General features: G+C 73.3%; 16 protein-coding genes. 10 read left to right on the top strand and 6 right to left on the bottom strand.

The window, feature by feature from the left end; all coding sequences use genetic code 11:
- Positions 1–98 precede the first annotated feature (98 nt).
- Entirely contained in the window at positions 99–968 is an 870-nt protein-coding gene (gene panB / locus ABZ951_RS28235; protein ID WP_344089672.1) for a 3-methyl-2-oxobutanoate hydroxymethyltransferase, read from the bottom strand.
- 156 nt (positions 969–1,124) lie between these two features.
- Here panB and ABZ951_RS28240 point away from each other — a divergent pair, with 156 nt between their 5' ends.
- From ABZ951_RS28240 to ABZ951_RS28260, 5 genes are all read left to right on the top strand, one after another.
- Complete coding sequence (locus tag ABZ951_RS28240; protein WP_361281002.1) at positions 1,125–2,765, top strand: MFS transporter; 1,641 nt, start codon at positions 1,125–1,127, stop codon at positions 2,763–2,765.
- On the top strand, positions 2,762–3,445 hold the full coding sequence (locus ABZ951_RS28245) for a TetR/AcrR family transcriptional regulator (RefSeq protein ID WP_344089675.1): 684 nt from the start codon (positions 2,762–2,764) through the stop codon (positions 3,443–3,445). The genes ABZ951_RS28240 and ABZ951_RS28245 overlap by 4 nt, the downstream gene beginning before the upstream one ends.
- Positions 3,446–3,630: 185 nt before the next feature.
- Positions 3,631–4,650: an endonuclease/exonuclease/phosphatase family protein gene (locus ABZ951_RS28250; RefSeq protein WP_344089725.1), complete on the top strand. Its 1,020-nt coding sequence runs from the start codon at positions 3,631–3,633 to the stop codon at positions 4,648–4,650.
- A 114-nt stretch (positions 4,651–4,764) separates the two neighbouring features.
- Complete coding sequence (locus tag ABZ951_RS28255) at positions 4,765–5,970, top strand: MFS transporter (protein WP_344089676.1); 1,206 nt, start codon at positions 4,765–4,767, stop codon at positions 5,968–5,970.
- A gap of 34 nt (positions 5,971–6,004) precedes the next feature.
- Positions 6,005–6,226 carry a DUF2277 domain-containing protein gene (locus ABZ951_RS28260; protein ID WP_344089677.1) on the top strand — a complete coding sequence of 74 codons (222 nt, stop codon included), beginning with the start codon at positions 6,005–6,007 and terminating at the stop codon, positions 6,224–6,226.
- 279 nt (positions 6,227–6,505) lie between these two features.
- On the opposite strand, the gene ABZ951_RS28265 is transcribed toward ABZ951_RS28260, so the two are convergent.
- A complete protein-coding gene (locus ABZ951_RS28265; protein ID WP_344089678.1) occupies positions 6,506–8,260 on the bottom strand; it encodes an NAD+ synthase in 1,755 nt (584 codons plus the stop codon).
- Positions 8,261–8,415: 155 nt separating this feature from the next.
- Between ABZ951_RS28265 and ABZ951_RS28270 the strand changes: the two genes are divergently transcribed.
- Positions 8,416–8,931, top strand: coding sequence for a DUF4234 domain-containing protein (locus ABZ951_RS28270; RefSeq protein ID WP_344089679.1), 516 nt, complete (start codon positions 8,416–8,418; stop codon positions 8,929–8,931).
- A gap of 67 nt (positions 8,932–8,998) precedes the next feature.
- On the opposite strand, the gene ABZ951_RS28275 is transcribed toward ABZ951_RS28270, so the two are convergent.
- Positions 8,999–10,591: a multicopper oxidase family protein gene (locus ABZ951_RS28275; RefSeq protein WP_344089680.1), complete on the bottom strand. Its 1,593-nt coding sequence runs from the start codon at positions 10,589–10,591 to the stop codon at positions 8,999–9,001.
- A gap of 58 nt (positions 10,592–10,649) precedes the next feature.
- Complete coding sequence (locus ABZ951_RS28280) at positions 10,650–11,099, bottom strand: DUF6153 family protein (RefSeq protein WP_344089682.1); 450 nt, start codon at positions 11,097–11,099, stop codon at positions 10,650–10,652.
- 142 nt (positions 11,100–11,241) lie between these two features.
- Between ABZ951_RS28280 and ABZ951_RS28285 the strand changes: the two genes are divergently transcribed.
- From ABZ951_RS28285 to ABZ951_RS28300, 4 genes are all read left to right on the top strand, one after another.
- Positions 11,242–12,711: an APC family permease gene (locus ABZ951_RS28285; RefSeq protein ID WP_344089683.1), complete on the top strand. Its 1,470-nt coding sequence runs from the start codon at positions 11,242–11,244 to the stop codon at positions 12,709–12,711.
- A gap of 275 nt (positions 12,712–12,986) precedes the next feature.
- Complete coding sequence (locus ABZ951_RS28290) at positions 12,987–13,829, top strand: alpha/beta hydrolase (protein WP_344089726.1); 843 nt, start codon at positions 12,987–12,989, stop codon at positions 13,827–13,829.
- Positions 13,830–14,129: 300 nt separating this feature from the next.
- Positions 14,130–15,491, top strand: coding sequence for a type I glutamate--ammonia ligase (gene glnA, locus ABZ951_RS28295; RefSeq protein WP_215078561.1), 1,362 nt, complete (start codon positions 14,130–14,132; stop codon positions 15,489–15,491).
- Between the two features lie 101 nt (positions 15,492–15,592).
- Positions 15,593–18,676: a bifunctional [glutamine synthetase] adenylyltransferase/[glutamine synthetase]-adenylyl-L-tyrosine phosphorylase gene (locus ABZ951_RS28300; RefSeq protein WP_344089684.1), complete on the top strand. Its 3,084-nt coding sequence runs from the start codon at positions 15,593–15,595 to the stop codon at positions 18,674–18,676.
- Here the strand turns inward: ABZ951_RS28300 and ABZ951_RS28305 are convergent.
- Positions 18,664–19,563: a phosphatase PAP2 family protein gene (locus tag ABZ951_RS28305; protein ID WP_344089685.1), complete on the bottom strand. Its 900-nt coding sequence runs from the start codon at positions 19,561–19,563 to the stop codon at positions 18,664–18,666. The two genes, ABZ951_RS28300 and ABZ951_RS28305, sit on opposite strands and share 13 nt — an antisense overlap.
- A 120-nt stretch (positions 19,564–19,683) precedes the next feature.
- Complete coding sequence (locus tag ABZ951_RS28310) at positions 19,684–20,718, bottom strand: LacI family DNA-binding transcriptional regulator (protein ID WP_344089686.1); 1,035 nt, start codon at positions 20,716–20,718, stop codon at positions 19,684–19,686.
- Positions 20,719–20,728: the final 10 nt, after the last annotated feature.

Consider the following 20,728-nt stretch of genomic DNA (forward strand, 5'->3'; position numbering starts at 1 on the left):
GGCTGAAATCAGCCCGTCCGGCGTTTGAGGACAAAGCGCAGCAGCCCGTCCGGCGCTTGAGGACACCGCCGCGCAGCGGTGGTGCACGCACCCCAGCCCTAGTGGAAGGAGTGCTCCTCCGCCGGGTAGGCCCCGCCCACCACGTCCTCCGCGAACGCCTTCGCCGCGCCGCCGAGCACCTCGCGCAACTGCGCGTACTGCTTGACGAAGCGCGGCAGCCGGCCGCTCGTCATGCCGGCCATGTCGGTCCACACCAGCACCTGCGCGTCGCACTCCGCGCCCGCGCCGATGCCGACCGTCGGAATGTGCAGGGTGCGGGTGACCTCGGCCGCCAGCTCGGCCGGCACCAGCTCCAGGACGACCGCGAAGGCGCCCGCGTCCTGGACCGCCTTGGCGTCGCGCAGGAGCTGCTGCGCGGCCTCCTCGCCCCGGCCCTGGACCGGGTAGCCGCCGTAGGCGTGCACGGACTGCGGCGTCAGGCCGATGTGCGCCATGACGGGGATGCCGGAGTCGACCAGCAGGGCAATCTGCTCAGCGGAGCGCTCGCCGCCCTCCAGCTTCACCGCGCCGACGCCCGCCTCCTTCACCAGCCGGGTGGCGCTGCGCAGGGCCTGCACCGGCCCCTCCTGGTAGGAGCCGAAGGGCAGGTCGCCGACGATGAGGGCGCGCTTGGTGCCCCGGACGACGGCGGCCGAGAGGAAGGTGATCTCGTCCATGGTGACGGGGACCGTGGACTCGTAGCCGAGGTGGCAGTTGCCCATGGAGTCGCCGACGAGCATGACGGGGATGCCGGACTCGTCGAAGACGGACGCCGTCATCGCGTCGTAGGCGGTGAGCATGGGCCATTTCTCGCCGCGGGCCTTGGCGGCGGCGATGTCGCGCACGGTGATGCGCCGCGAGCCGGCGCCTCCGTACAGCGCCTTGCTCGCGGCAGGGCTGCTGTCGGGCTTGTTCGGGGCATGCGTCATGGCGGTGGCTCCTGTGAATCGTCTCGAGGCGCCCTCACGGCGTCCCCGGATCCCCTCCATGCTGACACGCCGGCCCCGGCCGGGCCAGAGCGGCCGGGGGCACCGACTTTTCAATACGAGACGGTGCCGTATCGAAAAGCCTTTAGAGTGAGAGGCATGGCCTCTGCTCCTCCCGGATCCCCTCCCGCTGATATAGGCCCCGTGCCCCGCCGGGTCTCCGAAGCGGTCCACCGCAGGCGGTGGGCGATCCTCGCCGTGCTGCTGTTCAGCCTGCTGATCGTCGTCCTGGACAACTCGATCCTCAACGTCGCGATGAAGACCATCGCCTCGCCCGCTCCCACCGGGCTGGGCGCGACGCAGAGCGAGCTGGAATGGGCGATCAACTCCTACACGCTCGTCTTCGCGGGAATCCTCTTCACCGCCGGCCTGCTGGGCGACCGGCTGGGCCGTAAGAAGGTCCTGCTCTTCGGCATGGTCGTCTTCGGGGCCGGCTCGGTCCTCTCCGCCTTCTCCGGCTCGCCCGGCGAACTGATCACCTTCCGCGCCGTGATGGGCTTCGGCGGCGCCTTCGTGATGCCCGCGACCCTCGCCATCATCATGAACGTCTTCGAGCGCGAGGAGCAGCCCAAGGCCATCGGCATCTGGGCCGGAGCGGTCGGCATCGCCGTCGCCATCGGCCCGGTCACCGGCGGCGTCCTGCTGGAGCACTTCTGGTGGGGCTCGGTCTTCCTCGTGAACGTCCCCATCGTGATCCTCGCCGTGACCGCGATGGTGATCCTCGTCCCCGACTCCAGGGACCCCGCCCCGGGCCGCCTCGACCCCGTCGGCGTGCTGCTGTCCGTCGTCGGCCTCGTCCTGCTCGTCTACGGCATCATCAAGGGCGGCCAGCTCGCCGACTTCACCGACCCCGAGGTCTGCGGCACCGTCGGCGGCGGTCTGCTGACCCTCGTGCTCTTCGTCCTGTACGAGCGGCGCGCCGCGCACCCCGCCATGGACGTGCGCTACTTCCGCAACCCGGCCTTCTCCGCCGCCGTCTCCTCCATCGCGCTGGTCTTCTTCGCGCTGATGGGCACGACGTTCTTCGTCGTCTTCTACACCCAGAGCGTCCGCGGCTACAGCCCGCTGCAGAGCGGCCTGCTGCTCCTGCCGCTCGCCGCCGCCCAGATGTTCTTCGCGCCGCGCGCCCGCCTCGTCGTCGCCCGGTTCGGCGCCCGGGCCGTGTGCACGGCCGGCATGCTGCTGGTCGCCGCCACCACGGCGGGCTTCCTGCTGCTCGACGCCGACACCCCGATCTGGGTGCTGGAGATCCTCTTCTTCACGCAGGGCACCGCGATGGCCCACATCATGCCGCCCGCCACCGTCTCGATCATGCAGTCGCTGCCGCGCGAGAAGGCGGGGTCCGGCTCCGCCGTGAACAACACCTTCCGGCAGGTCGGCGGGGCCCTCGGCGTCGCTGTGCTCGGCTCGGTCCTCTCCACCACCTACCGCGACGGCATCTCCGGCGAGCTGGCGGCCGTCCCCGGCCTGTCCGACTCCGCGCGGCACGCGGCCGGCGAGTCCATCGAGGCCACCCTGGCCGTCGCCGACCGGCTCGGCCCCGCGGGAAAGGCGCTCGTCGGTCCGGCGAGCGACGCCTTCGTCCACGCCATGCACGTCACCGTGATCGGCGCGACCGCCGTCGCCCTGCTCGGCGCCGCCGTCGTCGCCCTGTTCCTGCCGGGCCGCGAGGCCGCCGCCGCGGCCCCCGGCACCGGCCGCCCGGGCGCCGAGAAGGAACAAGCGGGAGCCGGCGCGTGACCGACCGCGACACGCCGGCGGAGGACCGCCGCCCCGGGCCGGGGGGCCCGCCCGAACGACCCGAACAGCCCGAACGGCGCGGACGCCCGCGCAGCGCCGCCGTCGCCACCACGGTGATCGAAACCGTCCTGCGCCTCCTGGAGGAGGGCGCGAACGCGGGCGACCTCTCCATGGAGCGGATCGCCCGCGAGGCGGGCGTCGGCAAGGCCACCCTCTACCGGCGCTGGGCCGGCAAGGAGGAACTGCTGCTCGACGTCCTGCGCTCCATGGACGACCCCACGGCCCCGCCGCCCGGCGGACCGGTCCGCGACGACCTGGTCTTCCTGCTGGAGCTCCTGCGCCGGCGCGGCCTGGCCAAGCGCTCCTCCGCCGTCCTGCGGACCGTGATCACCCAGGTCCGGGCCCACCCCCGGCTCTGGAAGGAGTACCACGACACCGTCATCCTCGCCCGCCGCGAGGCCGTCCTCGCGGTGCTGCGGCGCGGCACGGCCACCGGCGAGATCCGCGCCGACCTCGACCTCGAACTCCTCGCCGACCTCTTCGTCGCGCCGATGCTCTCCCGGGCCGTGCTCCACGAGTGGAAGGAGCTCCCCGAAGGGCTGGCGGAACAGATCGTCGACGCCGTCCTGGACGGCGTCCGCCCGCCCCCGGCACCCGGGGAAGGGCGGCCCGGGGGCTGACGCGCCCCGAATATGCCCGTTGTGTCACAGCGTGCCCCTACGGCACCGCCCACCGGAACCCGGGCGGGCCGACCGCACGTCATCCAGACCGACGCCCCCACCGGGGCGCCGGAAGAAGCACCCCACCGGTGATCACTTATCGTCGGTGCGCGGGGCCGCAGCGGACGAAGAGCGAAGGACAGCCGATGGCGCAGGCGTACATGCAGGAGACGGGCCGAGACGGGACCGGTCCGGAGCGGGCCGGATCCCGGGCCCGGCGCCTCATGGACCAGTGGCGGGGCCCCGGCGTCTGGCGGCGCGGCATGGTCGTCGCCGCCCTGGCCGCCCTCCTCGGCCTCCTGATGCTGCTCCACACCCACCTGCCCAACCGGGTCGGCAACCTCGGCAGCCTCACCGAGACGTTCCTGCCCTGGCTCGGGCTCGGCGTCCCCGTGCTGCTCGTCCTCGCCGTGCTGCGCCGCTCGGCCACCGCGCTGATCGCGCTGCTGCTGCCCGTGGTCGCCTGGGTGAACCTCTTCGGCGGGCTGCTCGGCGACAAGTCGGCCAAGGGCGGCAACTTCACCGTCGCCACCCACAACGTGAACGCCGACAACCCGAACCCCGCGCGCACCGCCAAGGACGTCGCCGCCTCGGGCGCCGACGTGGTGGCCCTGGAGGAGCTCAAGGCGTCCGCCGTGCCGACGTACGAGCAGGCGCTCGCGAGCACGTACAAGTACCACTCCGTGCAGGGCACCGTCGGTATATGGAGCAAATACCCGCTCCAGCTCACCCAGCCCGTCGACATCCGCATGGGCTGGGTCCGCGCGATGCGCGCCACCGTCCGCACCCCGCAGGGACCGGTCTCCGTCTACGTCGCGCACCTGCCCTCGGTCCGCGTGAAGTTCAACGCGGGCTTCACCGCCAACCAGCGCGACGACAGCGCCGAGGCGCTCGGCGAGGCCATCGCGCGGGACCCCGAGAAGCGGGTCATCCTCCTCGGCGACCTCAACGGCACGATGAACGACCGCTCGCTCGCCCCCATCACCTCGCAGCTGCGCTCGGCGCAGGGCGCCGCGGGCAACGGCTTCGGCTTCAGCTGGCCCGCGAGCTTCCCCATGGCCCGGATCGACCAGATCATGGTGCGCGGCATGAGCCCGATCTCCGCCTGGACCCTGCCGGACACCGGCAGCGACCACCTGCCCGTCGCGGCGCGGATGAAGATCTGACCCGCCCGTCCGCATCGATCTTCGCGGAAGGGAACATCTGACGGGCGCGGCTTTGTTTCGCGGGAGTACTTAAGGAACCCTGTAAGGAACCCCCTCCCCGAAAGGCCCTCTCCCATGCCCCTGGCGCTGCTCGCGCTCGCGATCTCCGCCTTCGGGATCGGCACCACCGAGTTCGTGATGATGGGCCTGCTGCCCAACGTCGCCGACGACCTGGGCACCTCGGTGCCCACCGCCGGCTACCTCGTCTCCGCCTACGCCCTCGGGGTCGTCATCGGCGCCCCGCTGCTCACCACCCTGGGCTCCCGCGTCCCCCGCAAGCGCATGATGGTGCTGCTCATGGGCCTCTTCACCCTCGGGAACCTCGCCTCCGCCCTGGCCCCCTCCTTCGGGCTGCTCACCGCAGGCCGGGTGCTGGCGGGGCTGCCGCACGGCGCGTTCTTCGGCGTCGGATCGGTGGTCGCCGCCCGGCTGGTGAGCCGGGGACGGCAGGCCCGGGCCGTCGCGACGATGTTCCTCGGCCTCACGGTCGCCAACATCGTCGGCGTCCCCGCCGCCACCCTGCTCGGCCAGCACCTCGGCTGGCGCGCCACCTTCCTGGTGGTCGCGGGCATCGGGCTGGTGGCGATGGCCGCCCTGGCCCTCCTCGTCCCCGACCTGCCGGACGAACGGCGGCACGGCCTCGCCCAGGAGGTGCGGGCCCTCGGCGACCGGCAGGTGCTGCTCGGCCTGCTCACCACCGTCTTCGGGTTCGCCGGGGTCTTCGCCGTCTACAGTTATCTCGCGTCGATGATGACGGAGGTCACGGGCTTCTCCCAGACCTCCGTGACGGTCGTCCTCGCCCTCTTCGGCACCGGCATGACGATCGGCGCGTTCGCCGCCGGACCGCTGACCGACCGGGCGCTGCGCCCCACCCTTTACGGGTCGCTGGCGGCGCTCGCCGCCGTCCTGGTCCTCTTCGACTTCACCGTGCACGTGAAGTGGGCGGCCCTGGTCTCCGTCGTCGTCCTCGGGGCGGTCGGCTTCATGACCACGACACCGCTGCAGATGCTGGTGATGAACAAGGCCCGGCACGCCCCGACCCTGGCCGCGGCCTCCAACCAGTCGGCCTTCAACCTGGCCAACGCGGGCGGCGCGTGGCTGGGCGGCGCCGCCATCGCCGCGGGCTGGGGCTGGACGTCCCCGACGCTGGTCGGCGCGGCCCTGGCTGCAGTGGGCCTGGCGACGGCGGTGACGGCGGGCCTGCTGGACCGCGACCGGCCGGGCGGCTCCCGCGTTGTCGCCTCGGGCGCGCGGGCCCCGGAGAGCGAGCGCGTCGGCTGACGCGGGGCGGCGGCGCCCGCGCGACACTGGAGGCATGTGCCGCAGTATCAAGACCCTCAGGCCGCCCATGACCCCGCACGTGGAAGACGAGGACATCAGAGCGGCAGCCGTGCAGTACGTCCGGAAGGTCTCCGGCTTCCACCACCCGGCCGCGCACAACGAGGCCGTCTTCGACCAGGCGGTGTCCGCTGTCGCGGAGGCGACGAGGCGGTTGCTGGACGGGTTGGAGGTACGGGGGCCCTCCGGGCCGGAGTGAGGGGAGGCGCCGGGGGCGCCGACCGGCCGGCACCACCGCTGCGCGGCGGTGTCCTCAAACTCCCCCAGCTACCGCTGGGAGGTGCCCCCAGACGGGCTGATAGCGGCTGGGCTCAGCCAAAACCAGCCCGTCCGGCGTTTGAGGACGCGCCCGCAGGGCGCTCGCCGCCGCAGGCGGCCACGACGGCCCGCAGCCGAAGAGCCCGCTCGCCGCCGCAGGCAGTGGCGCCCGCCGCCGCAGGCGGCTAGGACGGCCTCTTAGCCGAAGAGCCGACAGCCCCTAAGCCGTCTCCCGCCACCGGCTGGTAACCGGCAAGCGGCGGTCCTTGCCGAAGCCCTTCGCCGAGATCTTCGTGCCCGGCGGGTACTGGCGGCGCTTGTACTCCGCCGTGTCCACCATCCGCAGGATGCGGGTGACCAGCTCCGCGTCGAAGCCCGCCGCGACGATCTCTGCGAGGCCCTTGTCGCGGTCGACGTACAGCTCCAGGATCCGGTCCAGCACGTCGTAGTCCGGCAGCGAGTCCGTGTCCACCTGGCCCGGGCGCAGCTCGGCGCTCGGGGGCTTGGTGATGGAGTTCTCCGGGATCGGCGGGGTCTCGCCGCGCTCGGCGGCCGCGTCGTTGCGCCACCGGGCGAGGCGGAAGATCAGCGTCTTGTAGACGTCCTTGATCGGCCCGTACGCGCCGACCGAGTCGCCGTAGAGCGTCGAATAACCGCATGCCAGCTCGGACTTGTTGCCCGGCGCGAGCACGATGTGGCCCTCCTGGTTGGAGACGGCCATCAGCATCGTGCCGCGCAGCCGCGACTGGAGGTTCTCCTCGGCGAGGCCGGTCAGGCCCAGCGAGCCCATGTACGCGTCGAACATCGGCGCGATGGGGACGGTACGCAAGTGCAGGCCGGTGCGCCGGGCGAGCTCCTCGGCGTCCCCGAGGGAGTGGTCGGAGGAGTAGCGCGAGGGCATGGCCACGCCGTACACGTTCTCCGCGCCGATCGCGTCGCACGCGAGCGCGGCGACGAGCGCGGAGTCGATGCCGCCGGACAGGCCGATCAGCACGCTGCGGAAATTGTTCTTCACGACGTACGCCCGCAGGCCCGTGACCAGGGCCTTGTAGACCTCTTCGTCGTCGCCGAGGTGGGTCGTCGCCCCGGTCGCCGGCTCCGGCGCGTACGCGGGCAGCGGGTCCGCGGACAGCGTGACGTGGTCGACGCGCAGCCCGTCGTCGACGATGCCCGAGGGCGCCTCGGCGGCGGCCGCCGGCAGGTCGAGGTCGATGAGCACGCAGGTCTCCTCGAACTGCGGGGCGCGCGCGAGGACCGTGCCGTCGCGGTCGACGACGATCGTGTCGCCGTCGAAGACCAGCTCGTCCTGACCGCCCGTCATCGCCACGTAGGCGGTGGTGCAGCCGGCCTCCTGCGCGCGCTTGCGCACGAGCTCCAGGCGGGTGTCGTCCTTCTCGCGCTCGTAGGGGGAGGCGTTGACGGAGACGAGCAGCCCGGCCCCGGCGGTGCGGGCGGCGGGCACCCGGCCGCCCTCCTGCCACAGGTCCTCGCAGATGGCGAGCGCGACGTCGACGCCGTGCACCCGGACCACCGGCAGGGTGTCGCCGGGCACGAAGTACCGGAACTCGTCGAAGACGCCGTAGTTGGGCAGGTGGTGCTTGGCGAAGGACAGGGCGACCCCGCCCCGGTGCAGCACGGCGGCGGCGTTGCGCGGGGCGCCGGCGGGCTGGCCGTAGCGGGCGCTGCCCTCCTCGCTGCGGTCGAGGTAGCCGACGACGACCGGCAGCTCGCCCAGCCCCTCCTCCGCGAGCCGGACCGCGAGGGCGCGCAGCGCCGCCCGGCTGGCCTCGACGAAGGAGGACCGCAGCGCGAGGTCCTCGACGGGATAGCCGGTCAGCGCCATCTCGGGGAACACCACCAGGTGGGCGCCCTGTCCGGCGGCCTGCCGGGTCCGGTGGAGGACCGTCTCGGCGTTCCCGGCGAGGTCGCCGACGCAGGAGTCGATCTGGTTCAGAGCGAGGCGAAGTTGAGGCACGTCCGCCAGTGTAATCGTCTCTCTGACGCGATCTGGGTGAGCGCGGCCACAGTGTTGGCGACGCCGTGTGATCTTGTGACAAGCTTCGCGGGCTGCCCGTGGCGAATGTCACGGGCAGCTTCCCGCTGCCCAGGAACTTTTTCGAGGAGTGCCCGTTGACCACGCCTTACCCGAACTCGCCCTACCCCCCGGCCGGGTACGGTCACGGCGCCGCGTACCCGAACCCCCAGGGCGGCTACCCGGGCGGCGGCTACCCGCCCCAGGGCCCCGCGGCCTTCGGTCTGGCGATGAAGCGCCGCAACCCCGTGGGCGCCTGGCTGGGTCTGCCGATCATCACCTTCGGCATCTACAGCCTGGTCTGGTACTACAAGATCAACAAGGAGATGGCGCAGTTCGACAGCCGTCGCCAGATCAACCCCGGCACCGCCCTGCTGGCGATCACGCTCGGCATGTTCCTGATCGTCCCGCCGTTCGTCTCGCTGTACAAGACCGGCTCCCGCATCGCCGACGCCCAGCGCGCCGCGGGCCTGAACCCCTCGTGCAGCGGTGGCCTCGGCCTGCTCCTGGGCTTCTTCGGGTTCGGCACGCTGTACTACCAGATCGAGCTGAACAAGGTCGCCGACCGCTACCAGCAGGCCCCGCCCGGCACCCAGGTGCAGCTGGCCGTCTGAGGCGCGTGACGTACGGAAGGGCCCGCGCCGCACCGGCGCGGGCCCTTCAGCATGTCCGGCCCGGCCGCTACCGCTCGTAGCCCAGAACCGTCATCATCCCGGACTCCGAGTGGTAGACGTTGTGGCAGTGGAGCATCCACAGGCCGGGGTTGTCGGCGTCGAAGTCGACCTCCAGGCGCCGGCCCGGCAGGACGATCGCGGTGTCCTTGCGCGGCCCGCCGCCCGGCAGGGCGAAGGTGTGGCCGTGCAGGTGCATCGGGTGCCACATCGTCGTGTCGTTGACGAAGACGAGCCGCACGCGCTCGCCCGCCGCCACCGGGTACCGCTGCCCGGGCGTGTACTTCTTCTTGTTGATCGCCCAGTCGTACGCCGCCATCGAGCCCGTCAGCCGGAGTTCGAGCGTGCGGTCCGGGCGGCGGTCCGCGAGCCGGACGCCCCCGGCGGCCTTCAGGCGGTCCGCGGTCAGCAGGGAGCCGTCCAGCTCGCCGGGGCGCGCGGAAGCGTCCGGCGCCTCGCCCCCGCCCGTGCGCAGCAGGGCGAGCGCGGACGCCTTCTTGCCCTCCGCGAGCGCCGTCAGCGGGAAGACGCCGTCCTTCGCCTCCACCAGCACGTCGTACCGCTCGCCCATGCCCAGCAGCAGCGCGTCCGCCTGCGCGTGCTCGACGGGGAAGCCGTCCGTGTGCGTCACCGTCATCCGGTGACCGCCGAGCGCGACCCGGAACGCGGTGTCGCCCCCGGCGTTGACGAAGCGGATACGGATCCGGTCACCGGGCCGGGCCGTGAAGGTCTCGGGGTCCTGCGCCGTGCGCCCGTTGACCAGGTAGTGGGGGTAGGCGACGTCGCCCGCGTCCCCGCCGAGCAGGGGGCTGGTCGCGCCCATCATCATCCGGGAGGGGCCCGGGCCGGGGGAAGCGCTCGCCGCGGGGGCCGCCGATCCGGCCGCCAGGGACATCTTCGCCATGTCGTGCCCCCCGGCGCCGTGGCCTGCTCCGTGGCCACCGCCGTGGTCCATGCCGCCCATGCCCCGGCTCAGCTCCGCGAGGACCGCGTCGGGCGTGCTGCCGTCGACGCCGTCCACCCAGTCGTCCAGGACGACGACCCACTCCTTGTCGTAGGACAGCGGCTCCCGGGGGTCCTCCACGATCAGCGGCGCGTACAGGCCCCGGTCCTGCTGGACGCCCGAGTGCGGGTGGACCCAGTACGTGCCCGGGTGCGCCACCGTGAAGCGGTAGTCGTGGGCCGCGCCCGGCCTGACCGCCGGCTGGGTGACGCCGGGCACCCCGTCCATGTCGTTGCGCAGCGCCAGCCCGTGCCAGTGCAGGGACGTGGCCTCAGGTAGGTGGTTGGCGAGGGTGAGCGCGAGCGTGTCGCCCGCGGTGACGCGGAGCTCCCGGCCGGGCAGCCGGTCTCCGTACGCCCAGGTGTCGACCGTCCGGCCGCCCAGGTCGAGCCGGGCCCGGGCGGCCGTCAGCCGCAGCTGCCGTACGGGCCCGCTCCCGCGCTTCGCCTCGGCGGCCGCGACCTCCGGGCCGCCGGGGGAGACGTACCCGGCGGGCTTCGCCGCCTTGCCGCCGGTCCCTTCGGAGCAGGCGGTGAGCAGGCCGCTTCCGGCGACGGCGAGTCCCGCGCCGAGGACGGCGCGTCGGGTGGTGGTACGCATGGGAAAGTGCACCTCGTGTGGTGTCGGTGTCGGTGAAGGGCAGCGCGAAGCGCCGCTCCTACACGCGCAGCACCGACAGCCGGGCGAGGGCCTTGTGCCGTGGCGGTGGCGGGTTGGGCCACAGGGCCCGCAGGAACCGGGCCCCCGGCGACGGCCCGGCGGCGCCCGCCGGAAGGGTGCGGGCGGCCAGGGCCAGGAGCAGGGCCAGGGTGAAGCCGGCGCCGAGCACGGCGACGCAGACGGCCATGGGGTCCATGCCGCCGTGACCGGGGGAGAGGGCCCGGGGGCCGCCGTCGTCCGGGACCGCGGCGGAGGGGACACCTGAGGAGGGGACACCGGCGGAGGGGGCGCCTGCGGCGGCCGGAGCCGCGTGGTGCGTCGTCGCGCCCGGCGCCGGGGCGTGCTCGCTGGGGTGCCCGAGCGTGTGCATGGTGACGATGCCCAGCAGGAGCGCGGCGAACAGCAGCAGCCGGCCGCACCACGCGGTGGCCTCCCGCCGTCCGTCCACGCGCCGCTCCCGCTCTGTCCCTCTGCCGTCCCTTGGGCCGCACCCTACCCCCACGGGGTATCCGGCCCCGCGGGGCCCCGAAGAAATGGGAACATGGGGGCGAAAACGATTGACGCTCGGCTTGAAGGACGCTCCCCCTCCCATGACCATCACGGAACAGGTGAGGGACGACCGTCCCCTCGCCGCGGGCGCCCCCGCCCCGCAGGCCACGCGGCCCCAGCTCATCTCCTGGGTCGCCCTCGCGATGATGACGACCGCCTCCGTCGCCAACCTGCGCCCCTCCCCGTCCATGGCGCTCTACGGCCTGGCCGCCGTCTTCCTCTACCTCGTCCCCGCCGTCGTCTTCCTGCTGCCGACCGCCCTCGTCTCCGCCGAACTGGCCTCCGGCTGGACCGGCGGCGTCTACCGCTGGGTCAGCGAGGGCCTGTCCAAGCCGCTGGGCTTCCTCGCGGTCTGGTGCCAGTTCGCGATGACCATCGCCTACTACCCCAGCCTGCTGGCCTACGTCGCGAGCACCTTCGCCTACGTCATCGACCCCCGGCTCGCCGACAACGGCCTCTACATCGCCCTCGTCATCGTCGTCGTCTACTGGGCGGGCGTGCTGATCTCCACCCGCGGCACCAAGGCCGTCGCCGGGCTCGCGGGCGCGGGCCTGGTGATCGGCACCCTGATCCCCGGCGCTGTCCTCGTCGTCCTCGGCCTGGTCTTCCTCGGCCAGGGCAACCCCTCCGCCGCCCCCATGGACAGCGGCCACCTCCTGCCGCCCTGGACCGGGCTCGCCAGCCTCGTCCTGATCGTCAACAACTTCCTGTCCTACGCGGGCATGGAGATGAACGGCGTGCACGTCTCCTCGCTGCGCGACCCGAAGAAGCAGTTCCCGCGCTCGGTCTTCGCCGCCACCGGCCTCGTCCTGCTGATCTTCATCCTCCCCGCCCTGGCCATCAGCTGGGTCATGCCGGGCGAGGACCTGAGCCTGACCGCCGGCGTCATGCAGGCGTTCCAGGGCTTCTTCGACCACTTCGGGGTCGGCTGGCTGACCAAGGTGGTCGGCGTCCTGCTCGTCGTGGCCGCGCTCGGCGGGATGCTCGCCTGGCTGGCCGGACCCTCCAAGGGCCTGCTGATGGTCGCCCGGCAGGAGGGCTACCTGCCGCCCGTCCTCCAGAAGCTCAACAAGCACGGCGTGCAGCGCAACATCATGGTTGCCCAGGGCGCCCTCACCACGCTCATCGCCCTGCTCTACGCCTTCCTCCCCGACGTCTCCAGCGCCTACTGGATCTTCTCCGTCATCACCACGCAGATCTACCTCGTCGTCTACCTGCTGATGTTCGCCTCCGTCGTCCGGCTGCGCACCACCCAGGCCGACCGGCCGCGCGGCTTCCGCGTCCCGGCCGTGCGCCTCGTCGCCGGCGTCGGCTTCGCGTCCTCGCTCGCGGCCATGTGCATCGGCTTCGTCCCGCCGGACCAGTTCGGCGGCGGGCCCGTGTGGCGCTACGTCCTCATCGTCGGCGGCGGCCTGCTCGTCCTCGGATTCCTCGCCCCCCTCGCCTTCCTGAAGTTCCGCAAGCCGCACTGGGTGGCGCCGGAGCACCGGACGGCTCCGCCGCGGCCTTAGCGCCTCCGGCCGGCGGGGCCCGGCCGGACCGGGCCCGCCGGGAGAGCCGGGGAAACGCGCCCGCCGCCGCGGGCGGCACAGATGACCGTGGCCGAAGGGCCGCCGGGACACGGCCCGGCCCGCCGGGGCCGTGGCACCGGCGGGCCCCGCGCGCCGGTACGGTCATCCTCGTCGCGGAACGTCGCGCACGAGCACCCAGGGGGAACGCCATGGACGAGACCGACAGCATCAGCCGCGTCAGCGGCACCGGCACCGCCGCGCCCCCACCGGGGCGCATGCTCCGCGTCGGCGGGGTGCCGCTGCACGTCGTCCGCGAGGGCGCCGGGCCCGTCTGCGTGCTGAGCGCCGGGCTCGGCATGGGCTGGTTCGACTGGGAGCCCGTCGTCCCGCTGCTCACCCCCCACCGCACGGTCGTGCGCTTCGACCGCCCCGGGCTCGGCTTCAGCGCCCCGCCCCTCGAACCGCCCACCGCCGCCGGGGAGGCCGCCCGCATAGCGGGCGTCCTCGACGCCCTGGGCCTGACGGAGCCGGCCACGGTCGTGGGCCACTCCCTCGCCGGCTTCCACGCCGAGGCGTTCGCCCGGCTGCACCCGGAGCGCACGGCCGGCGTCGTGCTCGTCGACAGCAGCGTGGAGGAGACGCCGCGCCCCGGCCCCGCCCGGGACCTGCGCACCTCCGCCGCCCACGCGCGCGGCCTGGTCCTCGCCGCCTCGGGGCTGCCCCGCGCGCTCGGGCCCGCCCTGCGCCGGCTCACGGTGCGGGCCTCCTCGGTCAGCCGCCAGGACCCCGCCCCCGCCGACCTGGTGCGCCGCACCTACGGCACCGGCCGGGTGCTGCGCGCCCTCCTCATGGAGAACGCCCGCTACCGCGACGTCGCCGCCGAACTGCTCGACCTGCGCGAGGCGCACCCCCTGCCGCCCGTTCCGGTGACGGTCCTCGCGGCGTCGCCGGGCACCGGATCGTGGCTGGAACGGCGGTGGCTGGAGCGCCAGCGCGCCCTGGCCCAGCGCCTCGACGGCCGGTTCGAAGCGGTCGCCCCGGCCGGGCACCTTCTGATGTACGACCGCCCCCAGGCCATCGCCGCAGCCGTGCTGGCCACCTGGCCGGTCCGGGTCTGAGCACCGCGAAGCGGCGGCGGGAAGCGGCGGCGGGCGCGACCGGAAGCGACGGCGCGAGGGGCGCCACGAACGGCGCCGCGAGCGGAAAAGATCCCTCCCCGCCCCCTCCCGGGCCGCCCCGGCCGTTACACGGACCCCGGTCGGCAGGCAATATGGGGAGGGAGCCGTACACCCACCCGACGCGAGGCGTTCGGACGCGCGTACGCAATGCGCGCGAAATCGTGTGGTGGGATGCTCATGTGCCCCCAATGTGCCCCGCTGCTGGGGAGCGGACGGCCTGACCAGCGAGGATAGGTAGTTATGGATAAGCAGCAGGAGTTCGTGCTCCGCACGCTCGAAGAGCGCGACATCCGTTTCGTGCGGCTCTGGTTCACCGACGTGCTCGGCTACCTGAAGTCCGTGGCCGTCGCCCCCGCCGAGCTGGAGCAGGCCTTCGACGAGGGCATCGGCTTCGACGGCTCGGCGATCGAGGGCTTCGCCCGCGTCTACGAGTCCGACATGATCGCCAAGCCGGACCCGGGCACCTTCCAGATCCTGCCCTGGCGCGCCGAGGCCCCCGGCACCGCCCGGATGTTCTGCGACATCCTCATGCCGGACGGCTCCCCCTCTTACGCCGACCCCCGCTACGTCCTCAAGCGCATCCTCGCCAAGACCTCCGACCTCGGGTTCACCTTCTACACCCACCCCGAGATCGAGTTCTTCCTGCTCAAGGACAAGCCGGTCGACGGCACCCGCCCGGTGCCCGCCGACTCCTCCGGCTATTTCGACCACACCCCGCAGAACGTCGGCATGGACTTCCGCCGACAGGCCATCACCATGCTGGAGTCCATGGGCATCTCGGTGGAGTTCAGCCACCACGAGGGCGCCCCTGGCCAGCAGGAGATCGACCTGCGCTACGCCGACGCGCTGTCGACCGCCGACAACATCATGACCTTCCGGCTGGTGATGAAGCAGGTCGCGCTGGAGCAGGGCGTGCAGGCCACGTTCATGCCCAAGCCGTTCTCCGAGTTCCCCGGCTCCGGCATGCACACCCACCTCTCCCTCTTCGAGGGCGACCGCAACGCCTTCTACGAGTCCGGCGCGGAGTACCAGCTCTCCAAGGTCGGCCGGTCCTTCATCGCGGGCCTGCTCAAGCACGCCGCCGAGATCTCGGCCGTGACCAACCAGTGGGTCAACTCCTACAAGCGCATCTGGGGCGGCTCGGCCCGCAGCGCGGGCGCGGGCGGCGAGGCCCCCTCGTACATCTGCTGGGGCCACAACAACCGCTCCGCGCTGATCCGCGTGCCGATGTACAAGCCCGGCAAGACCGGCTCCGCCCGCGTCGAGGTCCGCTCCATCGACTCCGGCGCCAACCCCTACCTCACCTACGCCGTCCTGCTGGCCGCCGGCCTGAAGGGCATCGAGGAGGGCTACGAGCTCCCGGCCGGCGCCGACGACGACGTCTGGGCGCTCTCGGACGCCGAGCGCCGCGCGATGGGCATCGAGCCGCTGCCGCAGAACCTGGGCGAGGCCATCGAACTGATGGAGCGCAGCGAGCTGGTCGCCGAGACCCTCGGCGAGCACGTCTTCGACTTCTTCCTGCGCAACAAGAAGCAGGAGTGGGAGGAGTACCGCTCCGAGGTCACCGCCTTCGAGCTGCGCAAGATGCTGCCGGTGCTCTAGCCTTTCGGCGGATCTTCGGGCGCCGGCCGGGGGCCGGCGCCCACGGGCCCGGACCCCGGCCGGGCCCCGCGGACGGCGGACAAGCGGACGAGAGGGTTCCGATGACAGTGCCGCAGGGGCGCCGCAGCAGCTCGTACACCCGGCTGCTGCGCTACGGCTTCACCGACACCGCCGCCGCCGAGCGGCTGCTGGAGACACCCGAGCTCGCGCCCGTCCGGTCCGACCCCCTCCTCCTCGACGCCCTCGGCGCCACCGCCGACCCCGACCTGGCCCTGCTCGGCCTCGTCCGGCTCACCGAGCGTCTCGACGGCGCCGAGCGGCGGACCTTCCTGGACACCCTGGTCACCGCCAAGCCCCTGCGCGACCGGCTGCTCGGGGTCCTCGGCGCCTCCGAGGCCCTCGGCGACCACCTCGCCCGCCACCCCGGCGACTGGCACGCCCTCGTCACCTACGAGGCGGCCGATCTCCACCCCTCCACACCGGAGTTCGAGAAGGCCCTCGCCGACGGGGTGCGCGGGGAGCGCGGCGCCGGCCTGGCGCCCGCCGACGCGCTGCGCGCCGCCTACCGCCGCGCCCTGCTGACCATCGCCGCCCGGGACGTGTGCGGCACCACCGACGTCGCCCACACCGCCTCCGAGCTCGCCGACCTGGCCACCGCCACCCTGCGGGCCGCCCTGGAGATCGCCGCCCAGGAGCAGCCGGCGGACGCCGCGGCCTGCCGGCTCGCCGTCGTCGCCATGGGCAAGTGCGGCGGCCGCGAGCTCAATTACGTCTCGGACGTCGACGTCGTCTTCGTGGCCGAGAGCCGCGGCACCACCCCCGAGGGCACCGCCGTCCAGGCCGCCACACGGCTGGCGTCACGGATGATGCGTGTCTGCTCCGACGTCACCCCCGAGGGCACCATCTGGCCCGTCGACGCCAACCTCCGCCCCGAGGGGCGCAACGGCCCCCTGGTGCGGACCCTCTCCAGCCACCTCGCCTACTACCAGCGCTGGGCCAAGACCTGGGAGTTCCAGGCCCTGCTCAAGGCCCGGCCGGTCGCCGGCGACCTCGCGCTCGGGCAGGAGTACGTCGACGCCGTCTTCCCCCTGGTGTGGCAGGCGTCCGAGCGGGAGAACTTCGTCGCCGACGTGCAGCAGATGCGCCGCCGGGTCATCGAGTCCATCCCCGCCACCCAGGTCGAGCGCGAGCTCAAGCTCGGCCCCGGCGGCCTGCGCGACGTCGAGTTCGCCGTGCAGCTGCTGCAGTTGGTGCACGGCCGCAGCGACGCGACCCTGCGCGGCGGCGGCACCCTCGACGCCCTGACCGCGCTCGCCGCGGGCGGCTACGTCGGACGCACCGACGCCGCCGCCCTCGACGCCGCCTACCGCTTCCTGCGCACCCTGGAACACCACATCCAGCTCCACCGGCTGCGCCGCACCCACCTGATGCCCGAGGGCGAGAGCGACCTGCGCCGCCTGGGCCGCTCCCTGGCCCGCGTCTTCTCCTGGCCCGCCGGCGCCGAGCCGGTCGCGGCGCTCGGCACCGCGTGGAAGCGGCACTCCCGCGAGGTGCGCCGGCTGCACGAGAAACTCTTCTACCGGCCGCTGCTGGACGCCGTCGCCCAGCTGGAGCCCGGCGAGATCCGCCTCAGCGCCAAGGAGGCCGGCCACCGCCTCCAGGCCCTCGGCTACGCCGACCCGGCCGCCGCACTGCGCCACCTGGAGGCCCTCGCCTCCGGGGTGACCCGCAAGGCGGCCATCCAGCGCACCCTGCTGCCCGTGCTGCTGGGCTGGTTCGCCGACTCCGCCGACCCGGACGCCGGGCTGCTGAACTTCCACAAGGTCTCCGACGCCCTGGGCAAGACCCCCTGGTACCTGCGGCTGCTGCGGGACGAGGGCGCCGCCGCCGAGAACCTCGCCCGGGTGCTCTCCGCCGGGCGCCTCGCCCCGGACCTGCTGCTGCGCGCCCCCGAGGCGGTCGCCCTCCTCGGCGACCCCGACCACCTGCGCCCCCGCGGCCGCGAGGCCCTGGAGCAGGAGGTCCTGGCCGCCGTGAACCGCGCGGAGGGCGCCGAGGCGGCCGTCGTCGCCGTCCGCGGCGTGCGCCGCCGCGAGCTGTTCCGCACCGCCGCCGCCGACCTCATCGGCGCCTACGGGCCGAGCACGGGCCCCGACCCGGCGTGGCGCGCGGGCGGCACCGGCGCCGGACACCCGGCGGCGGAGAAGAGCGACACCCACGTCCGCGTCGACACCGTCGGCGCGGCCGTCTCCGACCTCAACGCCGCCGCCGTCGCCGGCGCCCTGCGCGCCGCCGTCCGGGCCGAGTGGGGCGAGCTGCTCCCCACCCGCTTCGCGGTCATCGGCATGGGCCGCTTCGGCGGCCACGAGCAGGGCTACGGCTCCGACGCGGACGTCCTGTTCGTCCACGAACCGCGCGAGGGGGTCTCCGACGAGGAGGCGTCCCGTGCCGCCCACGCCGTCGCCACCGAGATGCGCCGGCTCCTGGAACTGCCCACCACCGACCCGCCGCTGCTCATCGACGCCGACCTGCGGCCCGAGGGCAAGTCGGGACCGCTCGTGCGCAGCCTCGCCTCCTACGCCGCCTATTACCGGCGCTGGTCGCTGGTGTGGGAGAGCCAGGCGCTGCTGCGGGCCCGCCCGGTGGCGGGCGACGCGGACCTGGGCCGGCGGTTCACCGAGCTCGTCGACCCCCTGCGCTACCCCGCCGAGGGCCTGGGCGAGGACGCCGTCCGGGAGATCCGGCGGCTGAAGGCCCGGATGGAGAGCGAGCGGCTGCCCCGCGGCGCGGACCCCACGACCCACACCAAGCTGGGCCGCGGCGGGCTCTCCGACGTGGAGTGGACGGTGCAGCTGTTGCAGATGCGCCACGGCTGGGCGGAGCCGGGGCTGCGCACCACCCGCACCCGCGAGGCGCTCGCCGCCGCCTGCGCCGCCCGGCTGCTGAGCGCCGAGGACGCCGCGACCCTGGACGACGCGTGGGTGCTGGCGACGAGCGTGCGCAACGCCGTGATGCTGGTGCGCGGCCGCTCCGGCGACACCTTCCCGTCCGAGAGCCGCGAGCTGGCCGCCGTGGGCCGCTACCTCGGGTACGAACCCGGGCACGTGGGCGAGATGCTGGACGACTACCGCCGGACGACCCGGCGCGCACGGGCCGTTGTCGAGGAGCTGTTCTACGGAGCCTGAGGGGCCCGCGCCCCGGGGGCCTCGGCGGCGGCGCCCCCGGCCGTGACGTGGCGGGTCAGCCGGTGGGGGAGCGAGCGGTACCACGCGAAGGACAGCGCGAGGCCGAGCGCGAGGCAGAGCAGGCCGCCGACGGCGTCCAGCCAGAAGTGGTTGGCGGTCGCCACGATGACCACGAGCGTCGCCACCGGGTACAGCGCGCCGAGGACCTTCGCCCACACCGGGCGCGCCAGCAGCGCGATGGTGATGCCGCACCACGTCGACCAGCCGATGTGCATCGAGGGCATCGCCGCGTACTGGTTGGACATGTCGGCCAGATTGCCCGAGGCCATCGAGCCCCAGGTGTGGTGGACCACGACGGTGTCGACGAAGGCGACGCCGTTCATCAGGCGTGGCGGGGCCAGCGGATAGAGGTAGTAGCCGAGCAACGCCACGGCGGTGGTGGCGAAAAGAGCCAGCCGGGCGGCGGCGTAACGGCCGGGATGCCAGCGGTAGAGCCACACCAGCACCCCGATCGTCAGGACGAAGTGCAAAGTGGCGTAGTAGTAGTTCATCCCCACGATGAGCCACGTCACCGAATTCACCGCGTGGTTGACGGAGTGCTCGACGGCGATGTGCAGGTTCTGCTCGGTGCGCCAGATCCAGTCGGCGTTGCGCAGCGCCGCGACCCGCTGTTCGGGCACGGCGTTGCGCACGAGGGAATACGTCCAGTAACTCACCGCGATGAGCAGCACCTCGAACCACAGGCGCGGCCGGCGCGGTGAGCGCAGCCTCGCCAGGCGGAAGGAGCGCGGGTCACCGCGATCCGCCGGCGGCCGGTCCGCGCGTTCCCCGGTGGGTGGCGGGCCGGCCGTACGGCCTTCCAGTGTCCGTACTGTCGCTTCACCCATAAGGAAACAGTCTGCCAGACACAGCCGCCGGGCAGATCATCCCCAAGTCTGGTCTTCGTCGCTTTCCGTACGATTCGGGGCCTCCGTACGAGTGCCCGTACGGGCGCCTGTGCGGGGCTCTTACGGGGCCGGTGCGGGGGTGCTCGGCGCCGAAGCCGTTGAACCGCGGACCACCAGCTCGGGGAGGAAGACGAACTCGCTGTGCGGCGCCGGCGTCCCGCCTATCTCCTCCAGCAGCGCGCCCACCGCCGCCTGGCCCATCGCCTGGACGGGCTGGCGGATGGTGGTCAGCGGCGGGTCGGTGAAGGCGATGAGCGGGGAGTCGTCGAAACCGACCACCGAGACGTCCCGCGGCACCTCCAGGCCGTGCTGGCGGGCCGCCCGCACCGCGCCCAGCGCCATCATGTCGCTCGCGCACACCACGGCCGTGCAGCCGCGGTCCAGGAGCGCCGAGGCGGCCGCCTGGCCGCCCTCCAGGCTGAAGAGCGAGTGCTCGACCAGTGCGGCGGCCTCGCTCTCGGCCACCCCCAGCTGCTCCCGCACGGACCGCAGGAAGCCCTCGATCTTCCGCTGCACCGGGACGTACCGGGCGGGCCCCAGCGCCAGCCCGATGCGCCGGTGCCCCAGTGCGGCCAGATGGGTGACGGCCAGCCGCATCGCCGCCCGGTCGTCGGGGGAGACGAACGGCGCCCGCACCTGCGAGGAGAAGCCGTTGATCAGCACGAACGGCACCCCCTGGGCGCGCAGCCGCTCATAGCGCTGCATATCCGCGGAGGTGTCGGCGTGCAACCCGGAGACGAAGAGGATGCCGGCGACCCCCCGGTCGACGAGCATCTCCGTCAGCTCGTCCTCCGTGGAGCCGCCCGGCGTCTGCGTGGCCAGCACCGGCGTGTACCCCTGCCGGGTCAGCGCCTGCCCGATGACCTGGGCGAACGCCGGGAAAATGGGGTTGTCCAGCTCCGGTGTGATCAGCCCGACCAGGCCCGCGCTGCGCTGCCGCAGCCGCACGGGACGCTCGTAGCCCAGCACGTCCAGCGCGGCCAGCACCGACTGGCGGGTGGAGGCGGCGACCCCCGGCTTCCCGTTGAGGACGCGGCTGACGGTCGCTTCGCTGACACCCGCCTGCGCTGCGATATCGGCAAGTCGGGCGGTCACAGGACTGGAC

The sequence above is a fragment of the Streptomyces sp. NPDC046215 genome, assembly GCF_040646215.1.
Classification (GTDB): domain Bacteria; phylum Actinomycetota; class Actinomycetes; order Streptomycetales; family Streptomycetaceae; genus Streptomyces; species Streptomyces stramineus.